Source organism: Lysinibacillus sp. GW247-5R2A (genome assembly GCF_059424475.1).
The window spans coordinates 260,760-284,148 of the sequence record NZ_JBWKZL010000002.1; the positions used below are offsets into that span (position 1 = coordinate 260,760).

General features: G+C 36.9%; 21 protein-coding genes and 1 pseudogene. 8 read left to right on the forward strand and 14 right to left on the reverse strand.

Annotation, left to right across the window (positions count from 1 at the left end):
- Positions 1-50: 50 nt before the first annotated feature.
- The 7 genes from AC07YC_RS04900 to AC07YC_RS04930 form a co-directional block, all read right to left on the reverse strand.
- Entirely contained in the window at positions 51-200 is a 150-nt protein-coding gene (locus AC07YC_RS04900) for a hypothetical protein (RefSeq protein WP_494918560.1), read from the reverse strand.
- A 237-nt stretch (positions 201-437) separates the two neighbouring features.
- Positions 438-566 carry a hypothetical protein gene (locus tag AC07YC_RS04905; RefSeq protein ID WP_494918561.1) on the reverse strand — a complete coding sequence of 43 codons (129 nt, stop codon included), beginning with the start codon at positions 564-566 and terminating at the stop codon, positions 438-440.
- Between the two features lie 87 nt (positions 567-653).
- Positions 654-3,359: an aconitate hydratase AcnA gene (acnA, locus tag AC07YC_RS04910; protein WP_494918562.1), complete on the reverse strand. Its 2,706-nt coding sequence runs from the start codon at positions 3,357-3,359 to the stop codon at positions 654-656.
- Between the two features lie 1,173 nt (positions 3,360-4,532).
- Positions 4,533-4,988, reverse strand: a complete 456-nt coding sequence (locus AC07YC_RS04915; RefSeq protein ID WP_036126269.1) for a GNAT family N-acetyltransferase — start codon at positions 4,986-4,988, stop codon at positions 4,533-4,535.
- Positions 4,989-5,200: 212 nt separating this feature from the next.
- The gene (locus AC07YC_RS04920; RefSeq protein WP_494918563.1) at positions 5,201-5,437 is read right to left on the reverse strand and encodes a tape measure protein; all 237 of its coding nucleotides are present in this window, start codon (positions 5,435-5,437) and stop codon (positions 5,201-5,203) included.
- Between the two features lie 643 nt (positions 5,438-6,080).
- Positions 6,081-6,785: a YetF domain-containing protein gene (locus tag AC07YC_RS04925; protein WP_336634487.1), complete on the reverse strand. Its 705-nt coding sequence runs from the start codon at positions 6,783-6,785 to the stop codon at positions 6,081-6,083.
- Between the two features lie 883 nt (positions 6,786-7,668).
- On the reverse strand, positions 7,669-8,217 hold the full coding sequence (locus tag AC07YC_RS04930) for a hypothetical protein (RefSeq protein ID WP_494918564.1): 549 nt from the start codon (positions 8,215-8,217) through the stop codon (positions 7,669-7,671).
- A gap of 206 nt (positions 8,218-8,423) precedes the next feature.
- Here AC07YC_RS04930 and AC07YC_RS04935 point away from each other — a divergent pair.
- Both AC07YC_RS04935 and AC07YC_RS04940 read left to right on the forward strand, forming a co-directional pair.
- Positions 8,424-8,534, forward strand: a pseudogene (locus tag AC07YC_RS04935) (spore coat protein); the annotation flags it as partial.
- A 279-nt stretch (positions 8,535-8,813) separates the two neighbouring features.
- The gene (locus AC07YC_RS04940) at positions 8,814-9,137 is read left to right on the forward strand and encodes a hypothetical protein (RefSeq protein WP_494918565.1); all 324 of its coding nucleotides are present in this window, start codon (positions 8,814-8,816) and stop codon (positions 9,135-9,137) included.
- Between the two features lie 689 nt (positions 9,138-9,826).
- Here the strand turns inward: AC07YC_RS04940 and AC07YC_RS04945 are convergent.
- Positions 9,827-10,735, reverse strand: coding sequence for a LysR family transcriptional regulator (locus tag AC07YC_RS04945; protein WP_336634987.1), 909 nt, complete (start codon positions 10,733-10,735; stop codon positions 9,827-9,829).
- A gap of 146 nt (positions 10,736-10,881) precedes the next feature.
- On the opposite strand from AC07YC_RS04945, the gene AC07YC_RS04950 reads away from it, so the two are divergent.
- Positions 10,882-11,904, forward strand: coding sequence for an alpha/beta fold hydrolase (locus AC07YC_RS04950; RefSeq protein ID WP_494918566.1), 1,023 nt, complete (start codon positions 10,882-10,884; stop codon positions 11,902-11,904).
- Between the two features lie 481 nt (positions 11,905-12,385).
- On the opposite strand, the gene AC07YC_RS04955 is transcribed toward AC07YC_RS04950, so the two are convergent.
- The 3 genes from AC07YC_RS04955 to AC07YC_RS04965 all read right to left on the reverse strand — a co-directional run bounded on the left by AC07YC_RS04955 (position 12,386) and on the right by AC07YC_RS04965 (position 15,227).
- Positions 12,386-13,045: a hypothetical protein gene (locus tag AC07YC_RS04955; protein ID WP_494918568.1), complete on the reverse strand. Its 660-nt coding sequence runs from the start codon at positions 13,043-13,045 to the stop codon at positions 12,386-12,388.
- A gap of 46 nt (positions 13,046-13,091) precedes the next feature.
- Complete coding sequence (locus AC07YC_RS04960) at positions 13,092-13,565, reverse strand: GNAT family N-acetyltransferase (RefSeq protein WP_036225778.1); 474 nt, start codon at positions 13,563-13,565, stop codon at positions 13,092-13,094.
- A 186-nt stretch (positions 13,566-13,751) separates the two neighbouring features.
- Entirely contained in the window at positions 13,752-15,227 is a 1,476-nt protein-coding gene (locus AC07YC_RS04965) for a methyl-accepting chemotaxis protein (RefSeq protein ID WP_494918570.1), read from the reverse strand.
- Positions 15,228-15,363: 136 nt separating this feature from the next.
- Between AC07YC_RS04965 and AC07YC_RS04970 the strand changes: the two genes are divergently transcribed.
- Positions 15,364-16,326 (forward strand): MBL fold metallo-hydrolase, encoded by a 963-nt coding sequence (locus AC07YC_RS04970; RefSeq protein ID WP_336634480.1) that lies wholly within the window; start codon positions 15,364-15,366, stop codon positions 16,324-16,326.
- 70 nt (positions 16,327-16,396) lie between these two features.
- On the opposite strand, the gene AC07YC_RS04975 is transcribed toward AC07YC_RS04970, so the two are convergent.
- Positions 16,397-18,214: a DNA ligase D gene (locus AC07YC_RS04975; protein WP_494918571.1), complete on the reverse strand. Its 1,818-nt coding sequence runs from the start codon at positions 18,212-18,214 to the stop codon at positions 16,397-16,399.
- A 110-nt stretch (positions 18,215-18,324) separates the two neighbouring features.
- Between AC07YC_RS04975 and ku the strand changes: the two genes are divergently transcribed.
- On the forward strand, positions 18,325-19,146 hold the full coding sequence (gene ku / locus AC07YC_RS04980; protein ID WP_494918572.1) for a non-homologous end joining protein Ku: 822 nt from the start codon (positions 18,325-18,327) through the stop codon (positions 19,144-19,146).
- A gap of 20 nt (positions 19,147-19,166) precedes the next feature.
- Here the strand turns inward: ku and AC07YC_RS04985 are convergent, their stop codons facing one another.
- Entirely contained in the window at positions 19,167-19,712 is a 546-nt protein-coding gene (locus tag AC07YC_RS04985; protein ID WP_336634477.1) for an AAA family ATPase, read from the reverse strand.
- Positions 19,713-19,795: 83 nt separating this feature from the next.
- On the opposite strand from AC07YC_RS04985, the gene AC07YC_RS04990 reads away from it, so the two are divergent.
- The gene (locus tag AC07YC_RS04990; RefSeq protein WP_494918573.1) at positions 19,796-20,548 is read left to right on the forward strand and encodes a class I SAM-dependent methyltransferase; all 753 of its coding nucleotides are present in this window, start codon (positions 19,796-19,798) and stop codon (positions 20,546-20,548) included.
- A 48-nt stretch (positions 20,549-20,596) separates the two neighbouring features.
- A complete protein-coding gene (locus AC07YC_RS04995) occupies positions 20,597-21,619 on the forward strand; it encodes a serine hydrolase domain-containing protein (protein ID WP_494918574.1) in 1,023 nt (340 codons plus the stop codon).
- 105 nt (positions 21,620-21,724) lie between these two features.
- Here the strand turns inward: AC07YC_RS04995 and AC07YC_RS05000 are convergent, their stop codons facing one another.
- Complete coding sequence (locus tag AC07YC_RS05000; RefSeq protein WP_494918575.1) at positions 21,725-22,255, reverse strand: dihydrofolate reductase family protein; 531 nt, start codon at positions 22,253-22,255, stop codon at positions 21,725-21,727.
- 101 nt (positions 22,256-22,356) lie between these two features.
- Here AC07YC_RS05000 and AC07YC_RS05005 point away from each other — a divergent pair, with 101 nt between their 5' ends.
- Positions 22,357-23,301 (forward strand): helix-turn-helix transcriptional regulator, encoded by a 945-nt coding sequence (locus tag AC07YC_RS05005; RefSeq protein ID WP_494918576.1) that lies wholly within the window; start codon positions 22,357-22,359, stop codon positions 23,299-23,301.
- Positions 23,302-23,389 lie beyond the last annotated feature (88 nt).

The window sequence follows — 23,389 nt, forward strand, 5'->3', positions numbered from 1 at the left end:
ATTTTATATAAACATTTGGGAAAATGCTATGTATTTGGAAATTTTCAAGCTTATTGGTTTTTCCTCTTTGTCACATTTAGGGCTTTATCCGTCACTTCTGTGTGGCTATCCGTCACTTTTGCCCCGCTATCCGTCACTTTCTGTGCTTTATCCGTCACTTCTGCCCCGCTATCCGTCACTTTCTCCGTTCTATCCGTCACTTTGGCTGTTCTCTCATTTTCTCTCCATTATTTTATGAGGATTTTTATCCCCGCGATTTCTGTCTGGCTTTATCCGTCACTTTGACTGTTCTCTCCTTTTCTCTCCATTATTTTATGAGGATTTTTATCCTCGGGATTTCTGTCTGGCTCTATCCGTCACTTCTGCCTTGCTATCCGTCACTTTGGCTGTTCTCTCATTTTCCCACCATTATTTTATGAGGATTTTTATCCCCGCGATTACTGTCTGGCTTTATCCGTCACTTCTGCCCCGCTATCCGTCACTTTCTCCGCTTTATCCATCACTTTTGCCCCGCTATCCGTCACTTTCTGTGTTTTATCCGTCACTTTCTCCGTTCTATCCGTCACTTTGCTGTTCTCTCCATAACTTCATAAGGATTTCAAGAGCAAACAAAAAAGCCGACCTCCTAAGAGATCGGCTTGTGAATGTTATGATTACTCAGCAGCTTTTGCGCGTAGAACCATTTGTAGGATACCACCATGACGGTAGTAGTCTACTTCTACTTCTGAGTCGAAACGAGCTAAAGCTTGGAAAGTTTTAACTGTGCCGTCTTCAGATTTAGCAGTTACTGTTAAGATTTCACGTGGTTTCACGTTATCAGTAATGTTTACAGAGATTTCTTCTTTACCAGTTAAGCCTAGAGTTTCAGCAGATTCACCTGGCATGAATTGAAGTGGAAGAACACCCATCATTACTAAGTTAGAACGGTGGATACGCTCGTAAGATTGTGCGATAACAGTTTTCACGCCAAGTAGGAATGTACCTTTCGCAGCCCAGTCACGAGAAGAACCCATACCGTAGTCGTTACCAGCAAGTACGACTAAGCCAGTACCTTGCTCTTGGTATTTCATACATGCGTCATAGATGTACTCTACGTCGCCTGTTGGCCAGTAAGTAGTGAATCCACCTTCTGTACCTGGAGCAACTTGGTTACGGATACGGATGTTTGCAAATGTACCACGCATCATTACTTCGTGGTTACCACGACGAGAACCGTAAGAGTTGAAGTCACGGATAGCAACACCGTTTTCAATTAAATATTTACCTGCAGGTGTATCTTTACCGATGGCACCAGCTGGAGAAATATGGTCAGTTGTGATTGAGTCACCGAACTTCGCCATAATGCGTAAGCCGTCTAAGCCTTTGATAGCTTCTGGTTCTTTTGCAAGACCTTGGAAGAATGGTGGGTTTTGAATGTAAGTTGATTTATCATCAAATGTATATAGAGACTCAGTTGATGTTTCAATTGCATTCCATTTTTCGTTCGCTGTGAATACAGTTTCGTATTCTTTTTGGAATAATTCACGGTTAACTACAGTACCTAATACTGCGTTAACTTCTTCAGTTGAAGGCCAGATATCAGCGAAGAATACTTCGTTGCCATCTTTGTCTTTACCGAATGAATCTTTTTGTAGGTCAACATCCACTGTACCAGCAAGTGCATAAGCAACAACAAGTGGTGGAGAAGCTAAGTAGTTAGCTTTTACAAGTGGGTGTACACGACCTTCGAAGTTACGGTTACCAGAAAGAACTGATGTTACGAATAAGTCATTTTCTTTAATGGCATCTTCGATTTCAGGTAATAATGGACCTGAGTTACCGATACATGTTGTACAACCGTAACCTACAGTATTGAAACCGATTTGGTCAAGGTATGTTTGTAAACCTGAATCTTCAAGGTAACCAGTTACAACTTTAGAACCTGGCGCTAAAGAAGTTTTAACCCATTTAGGTACTGTTAGACCTTTTTCTACAGCTTTTTTCGCTACTAAGCCCGCAGCAATTAATACGTATGGGTTAGATGTATTTGTACAAGAAGTGATCGCAGCGATTGCAACAGCACCTGTTGGAATTTCTACATCGCCTTCAGCGAATTTTGCTACAGATGTTTTTGCGAATTCATCTTCTGTTAAACCAAAACCTTGTGTACCTTGTGGTGCCACTACTGCTTCTTTGTAACGAGAACGCATTTGAGATAGTGGAATTAAGTCTTGCGGACGTTTTGGACCAGAAAGGTTTGGTTCGATTTCAGCTAAGTTTACTTCTAATACGTCAGTGTAAACTGGCTCTAAAGTTGGATCGAAGAACATGTGGTTAGACTTTAAGTAAGATTCTACAACCGCGATGTGCTCTTCGTCACGACCAGTTAAACGCATGTAGTTTAATGATTCTTCGTCAATTGCGAAGTAACCACATGTAGCACCATATTCAGGAGCCATGTTAGAGATTGTCGCACGGTCAGCTAGTGGTAATTTAGATACGCCAGGTCCGAAGAACTCAACGAATTTACCAACTACGCCACGTTGACGTAATACTTGTGTTACTTTTAATGCTAAGTCAGTAGCAGTAGTTCCGTTTGGAAGGTCGCCCACTAATTTAACACCGATAACTTCTGGAATTGGGAAGTATGAAGGTTGACCAAGCATACCTGCTTCAGCTTCGATACCACCTACGCCCCATCCAAGAACGCCAATACCGTTGATCATTGTTGTATGAGAGTCAGTACCTACTACTGAATCTGGGAATGTTTCGAATGTGCCGTCAGCATTTTCGTTTACGTGTACAACTGGAGCTAAGTACTCTAAGTTTACTTGGTGAACGATACCTGTTGCTGGTGGTACAGCACGGAAGTTATTGTAAGCAGTTTGAGCCCATTTTAAGAAGTTATAACGCTCAGCGTTACGTTCAAATTCTAGGTCCATGTTTGCTTGTAGTGCAGCTGCATTACCGTATTTGTCAACTTGTACTGAGTGGTCAATTACAAGGTCAACTGGAATAGCAGGGTTGATTTTGCTTGGGTCGCCGCCCATTTCCTTCATTGCTGAACGAAGAGATGCAAGGTCAACAACTACTGGTACACCAGTAAAGTCTTGTAATACAACGCGAGAAGGCTTGAATGGTACTTCTGCTTCTGGATCAGCACCATTGCCCCATTTTGCTAATTCGTTTACGTGCTCTTCTTTAATTACATATGCATCGTATTGACGTAAAACAGATTCTAATAAAACTTTAATTGAGTAAGGAAGGTTTGAAACTTTTGCAACGCCAGCTTTTTCAATCGCAGCTAAATCATAGTAATTGTAAGTTTTACCATTTACTTCGAATGATGCGCGGCTGTTGTGTAAATTACCTTGTGCCATTTGCGGATCCCCCTAAATATATCTTTTTGAAAAGGCTTTATAAAAGTGTAGCATCTTTTCTCCAATACCCATGATAACGTATTTATATTCATAAGTAAATTACATTAATATTATCTTTTTTGATAAGCATAACTTATGACCTTGGTTTCTATCCTGATGTTTTTAATTTTTTGATGTGCATAATAAAAAGGGTTTGTTTTTATAAGGGTTTCTATACCTATCTAACTAAGTGTATTTTAACTGAGGGACTTTTTGGGGGTACTCGTAGTTTTTTTAAAAAAGGTACCCAGATAAATGATAATAAAAAAAGTTTGGACAGGAACTATTTTATTCTATAGAAGAAAAAATTTTATTTACAGTAACTTTTACTTATGGATTATTATTAACCCATTTATAATTGAAAATTAAACATCATTAATACTAGTCACTCGATTGCCTGTTGATTATTCAAATGACTAATTAATAATTTTTCAACCTGAGTTTTCAAAGCCATATTAGCATATCTGATTACCACATCATTACCAGCTATAGCTATATGAACGTCACTAATGATTGAACTGCCATTTTTAGAATTAAAGATTTATGAAATAGTCGCCTTTGCTCAGGATTCAACATACAACTCCAACCTCTCAATAAGAACTTTCGTTTGCTTTTTATAGTACGAGTGTTTATATTTTGGGAAGTATTTTTCTGTGGAAATAATTACATATATGAAATAGAGCAATACATTGTTAAGATATTATAGCTCAACATTCTATGCGAAATTCCCAAAATTGATATTGAGGTGATTTTTACATGACGTTCGCATCGTTTGGACTATTATGTATACCCATTTTTTATCTTTATCAAATTATCTTTTACTTCTTTTTCAGAAAAAAAGAACCTAAAGAATCCACCTTAAAGTATTACAAATTTACCTGCGTGACCAATTTCTTGATTTTAAGTGCGACTAGTCCATTAGGGCTTTTTATCGGTGTTATGGCAACTGATAGCGGAGAAATCCCTATGGTTTCATTCATTTTAGGATTTTTATTCATCACTGGTTTACCATTACTTTTCTTCATTTGGTCACTTAAAGATTTTCTGGTTTTACATAAAGAAGTAAAATAGGCAGTAAATAAAAACATAAAAATGCCCATTATCAATTTAGAAAATGGGCATTTATTTACATTATCAAATTGTTTTAGCCATTGTTATATTCGTAATTTCATAACCCATTTTTTCATATAACCCACGAGCTATTTTATTATGACCAAAAACATTTAAACCAATTTTATTCATACCTAACTGTTTAGCAATAATTTCAGCTTCTTTCATTGCTTTCTTGCCATACCCTTGCCCTTGATATTGTTCAAAAATCACAAAATCATAAATAAAACCTTCATTAGGGGCTTTTTGCGAAATCCAAATCATTCCAACTAAAATATCGTCATGAAAGATAGACGATAAATGATTATTTTCGGTCTTCTCACCATTGGGTAGTAGTCGTTCAAATGATTCCCTCGACAAGTCAATCGCTTCATCTTCACTCCAATTTCCGGAAGCAATTTTGTCTTTTGCATAGTCTTCAATTGCATAACTAATATATTGTTTGAACTCTTCGTGGTTCATAGGTTTTAAAGAAATCACTTTATTTCCCTCCTAATCTATCCTTTAATCTTAACATTTTTTCAAAATTTCTCATAATTACATTTAAAATTAATTTCTAATTATTAAATGTTACGCTGTGCAATGATAATCTTTAAACCTTCGGCTGTAATTTTCCGTCAGCAGCAAATGACGAATTGCACCAAGTGGTTCTCTTCTATTGTGCGATAGTTGAAAGTAAAATTGGTGCTTGTTTAAAAGATTGAGTTAAGTTCATCACCACGAAAAACACCTGAGGTTAACACTTGAGATAACTGGATCGTTGCATTACTTGCTTCAACAGTGCTCGCCCTCGCAATACCAAATTGCTTTTGTACAAGTTCAGTAAATTCTACTACCTCACTCAAGTTACTAAATGAATCGCGAGCATTAGTACCAATTCTTGAAAGAAGTATCTTTAGATGACGAGAATGACCGTTGTGCAGCATCATGATTAAGTTGTTGAGCAAGCTCTATGTCACTCATGTCAAGAAGCACGAAATCTACATTAGCCAATTGATTGTAAAAAATGCCGCTAAGTTTGTCGTATACGATCACCTTACCCTTTTCGTTTTAATTAAAAAGAACTCACAATGATGTGAGCTCTAGTCTTATAACATTTCCTGTAAAGCCCCGAATTCCTCCGGCATATCCCAATCCTAGAATGTAAAGTCGATGGAATCCTCTAGGTGCTCTGCATCTAATGCAGTAATGATGCCACCATCCATATTACAATTCATTAGGATTGTAGTTTGAAGACCAACTAACGCTGATTTATTTATAACGCCTCAATAACTTACGGAAAATAGATGTATTGAATTAGAATGTGGCACTTCCTGAATACTCTGCACCTGTTGATCTATTCCTTTTCGCTACACGGCCCGTAATAGGGACTTGTGTTTTGGTTTTGTCCATACGTACCTCTAGGAGTGATTTTTGTTTGAAGTCCTTCAATATCTACTTTCTTCAGTTCTTCAAGCTGACTACATTGTGGCAGTCACAAAAGAATCGCCTTCTAATAAAGCCGTTTTACATTTTGATTCAGGACATTTGGAGTTATAATTCCAATAATATAGATTGTTAAGGATTTGATTGTTAATTTTCCTGTTTTAGACTGATATATAATGATCCATTTGTTTGAACTTGTGCAAAATACACATCTTTTATGTTCTGGACACTTTGCTTTTTTAACTTCTTAATAAGCCAGTCTTCTGTTAATTCAAGTTCCACTAAATTTTCGACAATAAGCTGACCATCTGAGATGACCTCTGTTGGTAAATATGTTGGTGGTGTAACGTCTGCTTTGACATCTTGCTTTGTAGCTGATTGAACTGATGTTTTAAGTAAAACACTAAGCTTTCCATCTGTTTCAAGTATGGCGTATTGTATGTCCTGTACAGAAAAAATAGCTTGCTCCCTTAACATCATTGTAAGTTCGTCCATATGCAAACGATTTTTCTTTAAAGCAGATTCTAAAATTAGACCATTTTGAATGACAATAGTCGGTTTATCATCAAAGAGTACACGTGCTTTTTTAGATTTTAATGTAATAATGGTCACTATAAATGTTAAAAAACACCACCATATTAATGATATTAATCCATCTAAAAAGGGGGTTTCGGCAACTGCAGCGATTTGAGATGCAATAGAACCAATGGAAATCCCTGTTATATAATGAAAAAATGTGAGTTGACCAAGTTGTTTCTTCCCAAGGAGCCTAGCCAATATCAGTAGGGCTAAAAAGGATAATATGGTTCTAAGTGTCATTTCCCAAAAATTTAATGCAAAAAAATGGTCCATACTTTATTCAACTCCTTACATCTCTGTTGACTATTAGAATGGACATGAAACTTTTTCTTATGCTTTTTTTGAGATAATTAGTATTTTGTACTTGCTATCAATTGAATTCTACCCTTTTGTCATCTTGTTATGTTAAATATAAAATGAACACTTACTTGCTTATATAGTTTAACATGTCCCACAATCTTAAAAAGCAGTCAACACTCACTATTATTATATAGCCATAGTTATTTTTAATGTAATCGTGGATATTTTTGTCTATACAACTGCCTACAAACCCTCTAAAATAAGTAGTAATTTGAAGGCATGGGAGATTACTATTAATTATCGATGATGAATGACGATGCAATAACAAATAAGAAAGCGATAGATTATGCTCAACAAAATACAGTTGAATTAATTAGAGTATTAAATAGGTGTAGAGGATTTAAGCAATATCCACATCAATTGGCAAGCTAACTTTATAGATGCATATGATAACATCAATCCTGAATCTGCTATGACTGTCCTGCTCAAAAAAGGAGATTTTGCTAAGATCGATGTAGCTAATTTTAAAGCGTCTGACTTAAAAGAGAAAGCTACCTATTATCATGCTACATAATGATTTGAAGTAAAATATAAATAACACGAAAAGTCACTCACATTAAAATTTGAGTGAATTTTCGTATATAAGCCCTAAAATTCTGCCACTAATGTAGAGCCGCCCTCTTCCCCTGCTTGCGGAAAGGGGCTGCCTTTTTTTGATGGCAAAGTGTTCAAACAACACAAGGGAACGATTGAGCGTATTGTAGTTATTAAAAAAATGACAAAAGCCATCGAGTATCAAATTCTCGGTAACTTTTGTCAATAGGCTGAAATAACACTTATATAAATATTATTTACATTATTTCTTCTTATTCACATCATCCGGATAAACAATCGTATTATATACTTCTCCACTTGATGCATCTTTATAAATTACTGTGACTTTATAATTATCAACGTCTGCCCCATTAAATAATTGATAGTACATACCCGTTAAAGCAAGCCCGACTGCTGCCATTGTATCAAGACTTCTTTCAAACTCTTCTTTGTTTACAGATAGAGTGAATTCTGAAAAGGTTTTGTTATATGTAATATCTTTGACAAATTTGAAATCATCACTAGTTTTAATTTCATCTACATTTGCTAAAATACCTTCTTTTAAACCTTTCATCATTTCTTCGTGCTCTGGTTTAGCCATTTTATAAGTTAAAGAACCATCATCATTCTTAATGACTTCTTTAATTCCACTATTTTTCGCATTAGAAATAACAGAATCGATGTCCTGTCCTTCGAAAAATAAAGCAGGAATGGTTACTTCCACGTCCCCACCTTTTTCTTGATCCTCACTACATGCAGCCATTAAAGCACCTAGTAATAAAAGTAATGGTAACATCCATTTTCTAGCCATTAAATCTCCTCCTCATACACAAATATACAGAAGATGAAGGGATTTCACTATAACTATTACAAAAAAACATTTATTAAGATAGAAACACTTTTCATCGATCACTATTATCTGTGTACAAACCAGTTAGATTCTTTCGACTTTTCATTCAAAATGACCATTCGTTAATAAATAGTAAAATCATATATTCAACGTATCTTTCTTTAATTTTAGAAAATGGCACTGATAACAATGTTATTTTAAGAATTAATACAGCTTTATTTAACTCATTGAGAAATTCTGGTGTTCGTGAATGTATTCCTCAGAATTTCATTAATTAAGAATGCTATAAAAAACAAGTAATCAATTATTGATTAAAGATCCTGTGTTAATGGCAGGATCTTTTCTTATTCAACAATCAGGCCATATAAATGAACACCACTTTTAAAAGAACTGGATATTTATGTTAACATATAGGTGAGATTGTGAAGAATTACACTTTAACTAACGGCGCAGTTTAGTTGAACAACCATATAGGTTTTTATGGTAAAACAGTAGACGGTAGGTGCATATTCATCTTTACAGGAAAGTGGGATGGGCTATCGTTTAGTTAGGAGGTAGTGATTTTGGGGTATTTGATTGGTTGGGGTATTTTGATTTTGTTAGTTGCAGGAATTTTATTTTGGTCAGCTGTGTTACCGAAGATTACAAGTAAAAGATTATCATTTATTATGATTAGTCTGGGATTCAATGTAATCTCAATCCCAATGTCCATATTTGTAGGTGGAATGGCCACAGCTTCTCCGACCAGTACTATGAATGATTTTTGGATAGGGTTTCTCATAGCCCAGGCAACATCACTTTTAGTACTAATAATTGCAATCTTAAAATGGATTATAATTGACATAAGAAGAATAAAGAAGCGTGTGAACAGTAATAATTAATTAAGAGTAAAAATACAAGTTTGAGAAGAAATCTACTTAAACTATAGGGTGCTTTCCTTGAAGATCAAAGAGCTGTTTTTGACAGCTCTTTTTTCTTATTGTAATTACGAGGCAGTATAGTTCAACAATTTGCTATTTTAAACATCCCACACATATCGCTATGTTGAATGAATACCTGAAAGATATTGTTCAGCAGTTTGTAACTATGCCGTAAATTTCAAGTCTAACTTATAAAACAAATTGTATATAGACAAACATTGATTTACAAAAGCACCCTCAATAGTTGGAGAAAGAGTGAGAATTGGTTAAGTGAATCGAGTTGACGTGTTTCCTCTATCCACGTCTTTAAACAATCATAAATCCATTCAAATGTTGACTTAGGAGTTGTCGAATGTTGGAACTCCTATTTTGATATTGCAGATAATATAACAATATGGGGAATCAACTAAATACCACAAAGTTATTTGCTGAACAGTACAAGAATACTGTTCAGCAGAAAAAAACAAAAAGGATGATATTTTGGTAACCAATTTTACTCAACTAAATGGCGCAATTCATAATAAAGAATGCGTCTTTTTTCCATGAGTGGGCCAGGTTGTTTAATAACATTTTTTATAATTGAATATTCATGATAACTTTTTTTATCAAGATTTCATTTGGAAAATTACAAAAAGGAGTTGTTGTTTAAACTATTTTGACATATTGTCTTCCGTTAAAGCTAGAACTTCCCTTGCTGCTTCAATGAAAGATAATATAATCGGTGAAAGCCACTTGTCTTTATGCCATGCCATATGTGTATACACTTCCAAGTTTTGAAATTGCCAAGGAAGAGCAACAAGTTCGCCACGTTCAACTTCGACTGCAGTTACTATTTCAGGAAGAAAGGCAATACCGATTCCCGAAATTGCGCATTTTTTAATGGCTTCTGCACTTTGAAACTCTAATGATGAAATACTATCAATGTCCCCCTTCTTAAACGTTCGGTCAAACATTGTTCGATAGGGACAACCCTTTTCGTTAATCAAGAACACCTCTCCGTGAAAATCGTCAAGCTGTAATGCTGTTTGTTTAGTAAGTGGATGATCTGGAGCAACAAAAAAGCGAAAAGTTTCTTCTGTCAATGGCTCTACTGCAAGTCCCGTTGATTGAATGGGTTCGTCGAGTATAAAGGTGACATCCGAGGTTCCCTCAAAGAGTGTTTGTTTGAGTTGTTGATTTGGAACCGAGCGAAAGATAAGACGAACACCAGGATGCCGCGAACGAAAAAGCTTAAAGATATCTGGAAGTCGATAGGCACAAACAACTTCGTTAGCACTAATCGTTAAGGTGCCACTTAGAATTTCATTGTCATGAACGACACTCCGAGCTTCGTCCAATTTGTTTAGAACCTCTTGGACGTGAGTTAAAAAACGTTTACCCGCAGTTGTGAGAACAAGATGCTTTCCCAAACGATCAAAGAGACGAACATCTAGTTCTTCCTCCAATGCTTTTATTTGCATCGTAACATTAGAGGGTACGTAGTTTAGTGCTTCAGCAGCTCTACTGAAATTTAATGTTGTTGCCACTGTGTTGAACGTTTTCAGCTGGCGCAATTCCACCAATAATTCCCCCTTTTGACCTTCAATATTATTGAACACTACTTTTAATTTCCTTCACTTTCATTGAAAGTAACACGACTTTATACTAAATACAAGAAATACATTCTAAAATGTTTGTGTTTCATTTAAAAAGGAGTGACAATTCAATGGATAATTATGAGATTTTCAATTTAGGTGATGTAACCTTACAATCGGGAGTGACGTTACCAAGCGCTTTTCTTGCTTATAAGACTTATGGGAAGTTGAATGAAACTAAAGATAATGTTGTCATTTATCCAACTGCTTTTGGCGACCAGCATGTTAATAATGAATGGTTGATTGGAGACGGCATGGCACTAGATCCACAAAAATATTTCATTATCGTACCGAATCTAATAGGGAACGGTTTATCTTCTTCTCCAAGCAATACACCTGCACCGTTCGATAAAGCTAATTTTCCGCAGGTAACCATCTATGACAACGTTCAGTTGCAGTATCGACTTGTGACCGAAAAATTCGGCATTCAGAAAATCGCTCTTGTAGTTGGATGGTCAATGGGTGGTCTTCAATCTTTCCAATGGGCAGCCAGTTATCCTTACATGGTGGATCGAATTGCCTCTTTCTGCGGAAATGCAAAGACTTGGCCGCAAACCTATGTGGTTCTGGATGGACTGAAGGCTGCACTCATGGCCTCAGTCGGCTCAGACTCTACTAAAATAAACCAGTTAACTTCTAAAGATATGCGTGCAGTGGGCCGTGTCTATGCTGGATGGGGATTATCGCAAACCTTCTATAAAGAGGAACTTTATCGTGAAATGGGATTTGAGGAATTAGAAGATTTTGCGGTTGGTGTATGGGAAAATAGCTTTATGAGTATGGATCCACACAATGTTCTAACCATGTTATGGACGGGACAACATGCAGATATTAGTGCAAACGCAGCATATAACGGAGCGTTTGATGAGGCACTCAAAAGCATTAAAGCGATTACCTATATCATGCCAGGAAGTACTGATCTCTTCTGTACGGCAGAAAATAACGAATATGAAGCTAATCTTGTACCTAATGCTGAATATCATTCTATCAAATCAGTCTGGGGTCATTTTGCTGGTCGCGGAATTAACAGTACCGATAATACATTTATTGATGAAAATTTAAAACGCTTATTGGGACTTCAAAAAAACAGGTAAACTGTTTTTTATATACTATTATTAAGAGACGGTTACCCTAGAATTAATCGTCTCTTTCTTTTATTCAAGGACTATTGCGTAGTACATGGATACTGTACATTAGGGAAATAAAGGACGATCACCATAAAATTGGTGCTCGTCCTTGTTCAACTATCGGCTGGGATAGTTGAAGTAGCTATAAATCAGGACCTGCATTTTAGACATATCTAATTTGATTTTGTGAACAGATGCACTTACACGAACGAAGCAGTTAGTTTAAGAAGAAGTAGAAAGTTACTTAAATGAATGACAAAAACCAGGTATTCACTTTTAATTAGTGAACCTGGTCGTTTTTTATCTCTTTGCTTTCTTAAAGAATTTTGTTGATTTTTATATTAAACTAACAGAGTATTTTCCCCTTTCTTTCTATAAAAAAAGAGCAAAACCATAATGGTCTGCTCCGCATTTAAAAATGTACGCTCGAAACCCGGCATTTCTTTATTCATTTATCGTACGCAAACATTTTATTTTGTATTTCTATATGGAATTTCTGTCCATCAAGTTGATGAAGCTTGATAATATCTTCGGCTACTTGTCGAGCTTCTTTTTGAATCATATCATCTTTCTCTTCTGTTAAATTGATGATGATGTGGACAATTTCTGATGTAATCGTATAGTCGATGCTAAAGGTACCAACTTGTTGTACCGTCATCGCTTCAAATAAATGAGCCATAACATCATTATAGCTAAATCTGGTCGAGTTCATGGTCACAGGATCATAAAGATTTTTAATTGTCATTTGAAACGATATTGGATTTAAATCATTTTTTTGAATACATTCAAGCATCATTTTCTCTATTTTTTGTTTGGACAACTGATCTATTTTTTCAGGTATTGACACAAGGAGCTCTATTTTCCGATTCGGCAGTACACCATAATCTACATAAAAGATATAAGATTCTTTTTGCAGGGCCATAGCAATATCACTCATTAGAAATTGATAGTGCTGCATATAACCAAATAATTCATCGTTAGTAGGTTGCGCTAGAGAAACATTTGATTTCTCCGCATATTGAATAGGTACATTGCCAAAAAAGAAAAAGCCACCACAAACGATGATGGAAAGAAGAAACCATAAGGCAAATAGTTTTTTGATAAACATTTATAGCCCCCTTATTCGGGACTATATGCAAGTTCAGTACCGTAAATTACGGTAGAATTTTATAAAATAACACACGGTCTTGATTTTCGCCGCCATAACCACTATGGATTGACATATTATCCATTACCTTGTCACCCTTCTCCATTCTGAACCCCATATTTGTGTGAAAGGCAATGGACACTTCGTTTATAGGTGATGTTACACATTTAACGATATTACGATGATACTGTTTCACCACATGGAAGAATACATCATACAACCTTTTTGCAATATTCTGTTTTCTGTAATCAGGGTGAACCCCTACAAAATGAATGAACGCTTCATTGGTGTTGGATTGCGATAAAAAGCCGACAAGAAAACCAATAATCTCGCCATCCTTTTCCATAATCAGGCTTGTGTTCGTAAAGTGATCGAAAAATAATTTAGGCAGTTTATCTGACATATTCCTTCCGCCCCACCACTCATTAATCACTGGCGATAACGTATAATAATCTGCACTCTGTAAACTACGAATATTCATGGTATCCTTCCTCCCCTTCGACTTCACCTTGTAATTGGTCAGCATTATAGAGAACACGCTACCAATGCATATGAGTATATTGTCATTCGGATGTCTCAAATGAATAACAACACTATACCCTCGATCTAAGATGTTTAATCATACTGTTATTTTACTCTACCAATTATTTCAATTCCAATATTCCCCTCAAATCTTTGCCATGACCAATGATTTTAATGTATGACTTAAAGCCTGAATGTGATTTGTCGTATCCGTCATCTTCACTAAGAGCTGATTTTCGTCCTCCACAGAAAGCAATATATCACCTGTTGATGAGGCATTTTGCTCTGTCATTTTATTCAGCCTTTCAATTTGCATTTGAATTGCCTCAAACTGTGAGATGGCACTGCTTAATTCGTGCATGCCTCTCGTCAAATCTGTATTCGTTTGCGTAAATGAATCCTTTAAAATATTAAAGAAATGACTGACATCCTGTAAAAGCTGTTCTCCGTGCTGCAAGGCTTTTTCACCATCATCAGAACGTTGATGAGCCTCCGTCGATTTCTCAAACAAGGTTTTCGTCACATTCGTAATACTGACCGTAATGGCAGCACTTTCCTCAGCTAGCTTTCGCACCTCTTCGGCTACAATAGCAAACCCCTTCCCATGCTCCCCAGCCCTAGCCGCTTCAATGGCTGCATTGAGTGCCAATAAATTTGTCTGCTGTGCGATATGTGTGATCCCCTTCAACAAGCTATCCACTGTTTGTAAACTATTTTGAAGCTCGTTGACGGTTTCTGCGGTTGAACTCATCGCATGACTCATCACGCCCATTTGAGCCATAGCGCCTTGCATTTTAGCCCATCCTGCTAAAACCTCTTGCTGAAGTTCAGTCGATTTCAATACTGTGTCCTTTGAAATCGTCAAAGTTTCATTTACAAAATGAACAGAATCACTCATAGTGCCATGAATCATATGCAAGCTAGAAGCCTCTTGCTGAATACTTGCAGAAATATCCTCAGTCGCTACCAATATTTGTTTACTAGAGCCTGAAATACTTTGCATAGTTTGTTGGAATTGTGTCACATGCTCGTCCAATGCCTGACTACTTTTCTCGATTTCCCGAAATGTATTTTGTAATTGATTGAAGGAAGCTTGGACTTCATTTTGCTGAATTTCTGCATGTTTAATTAGCTCATTGCCCCATTTAGCTAATAAATAAAAAGCAATAATGACACCGTTCATAATCGCTAGAAGTGTGACAAAAACAATGATGTCGTCAAACGGCCCTAACAAAGATGACGAGTTGACTAAATATAAAATGAAAAAACTAATATTAGTCAGTATTCCAAAAAACACGATTAATTCCTTCTTAAAATAAAGGGCAATAATAGCAATAGTGCACAGCAAAATATAATGCTTATTCAATGAAAAACTATCTAGTAAAAATAATGTAAACACTACGCTTGATGGAATAAGACCAAAGATAAATCCCTTCACATATGTTTTAATTGGCAAGAAATAATTACACACCGCTAAAGTGATGACAGCTAGTCCGACAAATAAAAATAGTATTCCTTTTGATAGGATCATAGGTCCACAAATTAGAATGGCTAAAATCGATATTATTGCCAAATTAACTCGGTGCACCTTCCTTGTATCATAACGAATTTTGTTCTCCATAACGCTCCCCCTAAAAATGAATGGACATTCAGTTTGATTTTCTATTATTATATAGTATAACTACTACTTTTCGTAGCTAAAATTTGACTTTTAGAGCATATGTTTCACATTTTCGAAATTAAAGGGGGAAATTCATTTGAGTAGAGTCCAACAAATCGCCGCAAATTTTTATTGTATTGATACACATGATTTAAATAGGGAGCAGCGAACAAGCTCCTATCTATTAATTGATGAAAAAATAACCTTAATCGAAACATCTGCTAGTCCCTCCGTTCCATACATCATGGAAGGATTGAAGGAATTAAATATTGCTTTAGAGGATATTCATTATGTCATTGTGACACATATTCATTTGGACCATGCTGGTGGTGCAGGCTTATTTTTACAAAACTGTCCTCATGCAAAATTAGTCGTTCACCCTAGAGGGTCGGCACATATGATTGATCCGAGCAGGCTTATTTCCAGCGCGAAAGGCGTTTATGGAACTGAATTTGACCGTCTATTTGATCCGATTGTGCCCATTGATGCAGCACGAATTATTGAAGTAAGCCATGAACAACAACTCCATTTAGGACAGCATCATCTAACGTTTTACCATACAGAAGGTCATGCCAAGCATCATGTTTCTATGCTTTATTCCGCTACTAACGGCCTTTTTGTGGGGGATACAACGGGTGTACGTTACCCAGAAATGGATGGTGAAGCAATTGATTTAATCATACCTTCCACTTCCCCAAACCAGTACAATCCTGAAACGATGGAGAACTCCATTCAATTGTACGAAAAGCTACAGGCAAGTGAATTATATTTTGGTCATTATGGGGCTTATAAAAATCCACCAGAGGCATACCGTCAAGTACGCTATTGGACACCTCTCTTCTTAGAAGAAGGCCGTAAAGCACAAACAGCATCCAGCCAGTTCCAGGAACAAGTTCACTATTTGGATGCTCGCTTAAAAGAGCTTTTATTTAGCTATTTACAAGCAAATGATATACCGCCAAATCACCCTGTCTATCAAACTATCCCTTTCGATACGATTGTGTCATCGATGGGAATATTGGATTATTTAGAAAAAGTGAAAGCACAGGTACCACTTTAATCGTAAAAGGAGATGTCTCGGCCATCTCCTTTTTTAATATGGATGAAAGGTCGCTTTCAATATAGAGCATTTATTCTTTCATACGCTCTAAAACCGCTTGAAAATCCTGTTGTTCTCCTACTTCTCGAAAGTATTTAAAGGGATTACTGATTTTCTTCATGCGCTCCATAACAGCAGGAATCGTAAAGTAAGAAGGTTTTAAGTCGTCATTAACCTCTTCCCAATGGAGTGGTGTTGCCACTAAGCCTAATTCATTTCCACGAGTGGAGTATGGGGCAATAATTGTCTTGCCTTCAGCATGCTGTACATAGTCTAAATATAATTTATTATGGCGATTCTTTTTTAAGCGCTCAATCGTATATAGATGTGGCTTTTGCTGGCATAAAAAGCGACAAACAAATTTCGTAAAGACACGAACTTCCTCATAGGTAAATTTGTTTGCAGGTAACGGGATATAGAGCTGTAAGCCTTTCCCGCCCGAAGTTTTGACAAATGATTGCAGCTGAAAGTAATCAATAATTTCTTTTAAATCTAGTGCACCTGCAATCGCTAAAGAAAAATGGTCCGTTGAAGGGGGATCTAAATCAAAGACAATCTCTGTAGGATACATGGTTTGTCGTGTTTGGAATGGAATGTGCAATTCTAATGCCAATTGATTGCCCAACCATAACAATGTTTCAAGATTATTACAGACAATATAATCAATCTCATCCATCATCGCTGTGGCTACAAAGTTAGGTAGTTTATCTGGTCTACTCTTTTGATAAAAGCTTTCCCCTGGCACACCATGTGGATAGCGTATTAATGTTAATGGTCGATCTTGAAGAAATGGCAACAAATATGGGGAAACACTTTGTAGATACGATAAATAATGATCCTTTGTCACACCTATTTTTGGCCATACAGGTTTGTCGGGATGTGTAATGGGAACTGTTTCAGGGATAGGAAACAGCTGACGCTGCATATGCTGCCAATGACAACTATCTGGTGATAATTCCAATCGAAAGGCATGAAATTTTGGCTCACGGAGCTTACTACCATCAAAATCTATGCAGGCAATATCCACACAAATAGAGGGCTCAAGCTCCCATAATTCTTTCTTACGTTGCCCTTTAGCCTGGAAAAAAGCAACGAGGGTTTGATGCTCTTCCTCCTTCATGCCATGTTTAAATGTAACGACCTCTCGTAAATGTCCTTCATCATAAATCGAGCCTTGAAAATAACCATTACTATGATCATATTGCGTCACAATGACCGTCACATAACGCCAGTTTTTAATTTTCAACCAATGGCTTGAACGTGTGTTATCCAGCCATTTACTTGTTCTCTTCTTTGCAACCATTCCTTCCCCATTGTAGCCCTTGATGGCCTGCCATAAAATCTTACTTTCCTCACTAGCCTGCACCATTTGTATAGCCCTTCTGTCTTCATAATCTACATTGGGAAGCTTTACCCTTGCCGCTAGCTTCGCCAATTGCTCTTTACGAGTTTTTAAATAACGATTGCTGAAAGATTCCCCTTTCAACGTTAACACATCAAACACTAGAAGCCGCATCGGAAAAGCTTGTGCATGTTTGGCAATAACATCTTGATTTTGCATTCTCCCTCTTTGTTGAACAACAGTAAATTCACTTTTATATGAATTGCTTAAATACACTAGCTCCCCATCAAAGGTCAGTGGTAAAAATGCTTTTATTGAGGCATATAGTTGGTGACAATACTCTATAATTTCCGGGAACGAATGATTTAAATTTCGTCCATTTCTACTAATAAGCATCGGTTGTTCATCCCATAGTAAGAGGCATCGAAAGCCGTCATATTTCGTTTCATAAAGCCAGTCATCCCCTAATGGAATTTCATTTGCTTCCGTTAAAAGCATTGGTTTCATGACACAATACCTACCTTGCTTTTTATCTACAGTGTTTGACGATTTCGATTTACGATACATAAAAACCTGCAAAATATATCATAGTAAGAAAAAAAAGAGGTGACAATTATATGCATACAGTATGGAAAGGAAGCATTTCCTTTGGACTTGTCAATATCCCAGTAAAGCTTCATGCCGCTACGGAAAATAAAGATATAAAGCTGCGTCAGCTCCATAAGGAATGCCATACACCCATTAGCTATAAAAAGGTTTGCGAGGGCTGCAATCAGGAAGTAAAAGATGAGGATATTGTAAAAGCATATGAATATACAAAAAATAAATTTGTCGTACTGGATCAAGATGATTTAGAGAGCCTACGAAAAGAAAATGAAGAGAAAGCCGTAGAAATTATCGATTTTGTACAATTAACGGAAATCGATCCGATCTATTTTGAACGTACCTATTTCCTATCCCCTGATTCTACTGGTGCTAAAGCCTATTCGTTATTGCGCAAAACATTAGAGCAATCAGGTAAAATTGGCATTGCAAAAATCATTATTCGTTCAAAGGAACAGCTTGCAGTCGTTCGAGTGTATCAAAATGCCCTCGTGATGGAGACCATTCATTATCCTGATGAAGTAAGAAGTGTTGGTGATGTCCCGAATATTCCTAGCGAGCAAGATGTTGTACCAAAGGAATTAGAGACAGCTCTAATGCTTGTCGATCAATTAACGACTACATTTACCCCTGAGAAATATACTGATGACTACCGCAATGCATTGCTGGAATTAATCGAAGAGAAGAAAGCAACCAATATGGTAGCCACGAGCGATCAGCAACGACCAGTTCCTGACAATGTCACAGATTTAATGACAGCGCTACAGGCATCCTTAGATAAAACGAAAAAGCCTACGACAAGAAAGCGTACAACACGCACAAAGAAAAATGCCTAAACAAGAAGCGTATCCATTCATCATCGGGATACGCTTTTTATTGGTGGAAACTGGCGAAAATAATTTTCTACATCCTTTTTATGCCGAACGACTACTAGTTTATCTACTAAGTCTTCCTGATTGTTAAAAAATTTAGGCTTCCCCACCTCCTCAAAACGTTTATTCCATCGAAACATTTTAAAAAAAATCGAAAAGGTTGGCTCATAATGGGCTTTTTCAATCCCTATTTTTTGTTTAAAAAATCTCTTAATAATTCGAGCAGTACGAATTTTATAAGGCGTATCCAAAAAGATGATACAATCCGCTTGCTGGAAGCTTTGTGTCACCCATTCCTCTTGATGGATCCCTTCAATAATCCACCCATCCGTTTGGATAATACTTTGTAAATATTCCTGCCTTTCATGCTCCGTCCTTCTCATATCCCCCGATGGTTTGCGAATCCAAACGACATTGTCTAATTCGTGAAAAGGAAGCTGAAGAGTTTTGGATAATGCTCGTGCTAATGTCGTTTTCCCACTACCAACAGAGCCAATAATATGTATTTTTTGCGGAATTTCCATTGCCATTGTAGCAACACCTCTCATGTATCTTTGTAGAATTTTTCCCTTTATTATACAATAACCTTCATAATAGAAAATAGGAGGACAAAATGAAGCCACACAATTTCGAAAATAATTTACAAACTTATAATAATCCATCCGATTATGACGCTCTCTATGCCAACTATCAAGACGACCTTCACTTTATTCAACGCTATCTTGGTACGAAAAAAGACCCCATTATTGAATTAGCCTGTGGCACTGGCCGAATTGCTATTCCATTAGCTACTCATGGAATTCCTGTCTTTGGGATAGACCTTCATGAAGGGATGATTCAGCATGCTATCGAAAAAGCCCAACAACAAAATGTAGAAGTGCAATTTATCGTACAAGATTGTACACAGCTACAATTGCCTATCACCACAAAATTTATGTACATGACAGGCAATTCCTTTCAACATTTTTTAACGAATGACAGTCAAAATGCCTTATTGCAATCTGTTAAAAAGCATTTACAGCCAGGTGGCGAGTTTCTTTTCGATACAAGAAATGCTATTTTAAGTGAGCTTTCAGTCATTGATGAATATGAGGAACAAACGGTCAATAGCAATGGTGAACAACGAATCACCTTCCATCGTGAGGAATATAACCCTGTCACGCAAATTTTAACGTGCCATGCCACCCATCAACAAGGTGGAAAAACGTATGAGAATTCCATTTTACTGCGCTATACATATCCACTGGAAATGATGAGACTATTACAGCAAAATGGCTTTGAATTGGTACACCTATATGGTACATGGCAAAAACATGAATTTCATGCACAGAGTCCCTCCATGATTGTTCATGTACGTTCACTATAGATAAGAACATACATATATAATACAAGAAAAACTAGGAGTGCCTATTATATGCTGACAAATTATGATCATATGGTGCAGAAACAAATTACAGGGCTTAGTCTTGCTTTTATTGAACATGGAGAGATTCAAAGAACTGAATGCCTTGGAGTGTTAGAAATTGGATCATCGGATTATGTAAATGAGGAAACCCTTTTTAATGCCTGTTCGATGAGTAAATTATTGACAAGTATTTTAGTGCTAAAGCTAGCAGAGCAAGGAAAAATCGACTTAGATGAGGATATTAATCGTAAGCTTCTCTCTTGGAAGTTGCCAGAGAGTGAGCATACTCGGACAAAAAAAGTAACAGTACGGAGCTTATTAAATCATCAATCTGGTATTGTTGATCCAGCAGATAGCTTTTCTCCCCTACATTCTTTGGCTCAATGGCCATCAATGAAGGATTTATTACAAGGTTCAACGCCTTATTGCCAGAGTCCAATTGTAAGCACACTTGAACCCAATCAAAAATTTTATTATTCTGATGCAGGCTATTGCATCATTCAATTGCTTATTGAGGACGTCACAAACACACCCTTTTCTGCTCTCATGGACGACCTAATTTTTCAACCATTAGCCATGCAGCATAGCTTTTTTTCATCTTCACTCCCAGTAGCTCATACAGCAAATGGCCACCATAAGGATGGCACTAGAACGATACCAAGCCACCCGTTGTATCCTTATGATGCAGCATGTGGCATTTGGACGACACCCTCGGATTTGGCTAAGTTGTTAATCGATATGATGCAAACCTTTAAAGGAAAAGGAAAACTAGGTCTGACAGCTCCGACCATGCATGAACTCATGCATGCACAAGGTTGTAATGAATCTGTAGGGCTTGGCATATTTCTTGATGGCCAAGGCGAACAGGTTGAAATTTCCTCATTAGGCTGGGGTTTTGGCTTTCAGTGCATGCTAGTTGCTTACCCCTATTTAGAAAAAGGCTTTGTTGTAATGTCTAACACGGATTCAGGTGTTCATCAAATGCAAGGAATCATGGGTGATATTTACCGCTCCTTCGTCTTGTCGGTTTAGCGTAAGCTGAATGGCTACATAAGACTTCTTACATTTATATAAATGATTCCATGAAAAAAAGGATAGATTTTCATCATCTATCCTTTCCTTATAATCCATAGTATCTTACACTTCTTTCTTCACCTTGTAATGCATTTGAACCATTTGACCATATCGCTTTGTCTCAAGCAGTTTTAAATCTTCAAAAGGTCGGGGCTGTTTAAATAATGGAATACCTGACCCTAATAAATGTGGGGTAATGGTGATGATCCATTCATCAACCAACCGCTCCTGTAAAAAAGCATCCAATATATCAGCACCACCAACCATCCAAATTTTTGCGCCTGGCTGGTGTTTTAATTTCTTAGTAAACGCCACCACATCCCCTTGAACAAACTCCACATGCTCATCTTTTCCCGTTTGAGATTTGCTGAACACATAACATTTCTTATCAGGATATGGGAATGTATCAATATGTTCCAAGATATAATCATATGTTCGTTTTCCCATTATAACGGTATCAATGGTTTGATACATATCCATATAGCCATTATCCCTTTCTCCCTCTGTTTCTTCCAGCCACTGTAAATCATCATTTTCTTTCGCTATAAACCCATCTAAACTTATCCCGATAAATACCACTATTTCTCGTGACATAATGTCAGCTCCTCTTCTTTTGAAAATCTTCTGTACAACGTCTATACTAAACATAAAACATGACAACTATTGACATGATTAAATAAAAAAGGTGAAAAAATATGTCCAAGGCTAAACGATTAATTGATATTTTGTTATTTGTCAGCGCTAAAAAGCAATTTACAGCTCAGGAAATTGCCGATGCCTTCAATATTTCGGTACGAACTGTACATCGCTATCTGTTAGATTTAAGTGATATGGGGCTTTCAATTTATGCGGAGCAAGGAAGAAATGGAGGATATACAGTGCTTTCAAGTGCAATCCTTCCCCCTCTTTTATTTACAGAAGAAGAAGCGGTCGCTATTTTCTTCGCGTTCCAATCGTTGCACTATTATCGTGATTTACCTTTTAATACGGAAATGAAGTCTGTGTCACAAAAACTATATGAATCCTTGCAGAAGGATGCTCAAAAAAAGGTAGATAGTTTGCAATCCTATATGGCCTTTTGGAACCCTAAACGCTCTATATCTACACCACTATTATCAGATGTATTAGAAGCGATTATTAACCACTCCCAATTAGACATTCAATATGAATCAAAATCAGGCATCACCACTAAGCAAGTCCATCCTATTGGGGTGTATGCGCATGACGGCCTATGGTATATGCCTGCCATTCATGTACAAACAGAAAAAAACCTTCTATTTCGAGTCGATCGCATTCATTCAATGCATGTAAGCGATAAAGGCTATAAGACAACTGTTCATTTACAACAATGGCTAGAGAGTCCCCATGAACCTCAGCAGCCTATACGCTTACATGTTGAATTAACAAGGGAAGGTGTAAGACAGTGCAGAAGTGAGCCAAATTTTGAACAGGCATTGGTTCCTAATAGCAATGGAACTGGCTATCTCGATATGATGATTGATCAAGGAGAGATTCCCTTTATTAGCTCGTTTTTTTATCGCCTAGGTCCAGATGCGATTGTCCAAGAACCCCCTGAATTAATTCAGCTTTTGCGGAAACATGCGCAAACCATATTAGCGACATACCCTCTGGACAGCTAATTCCAATATGACGATTTTGTAAGATTCACGTAACATTCATCGTTACTAATTTTTAGGAAATGTCTTTATACTTGGTTGTAAGGAGGAG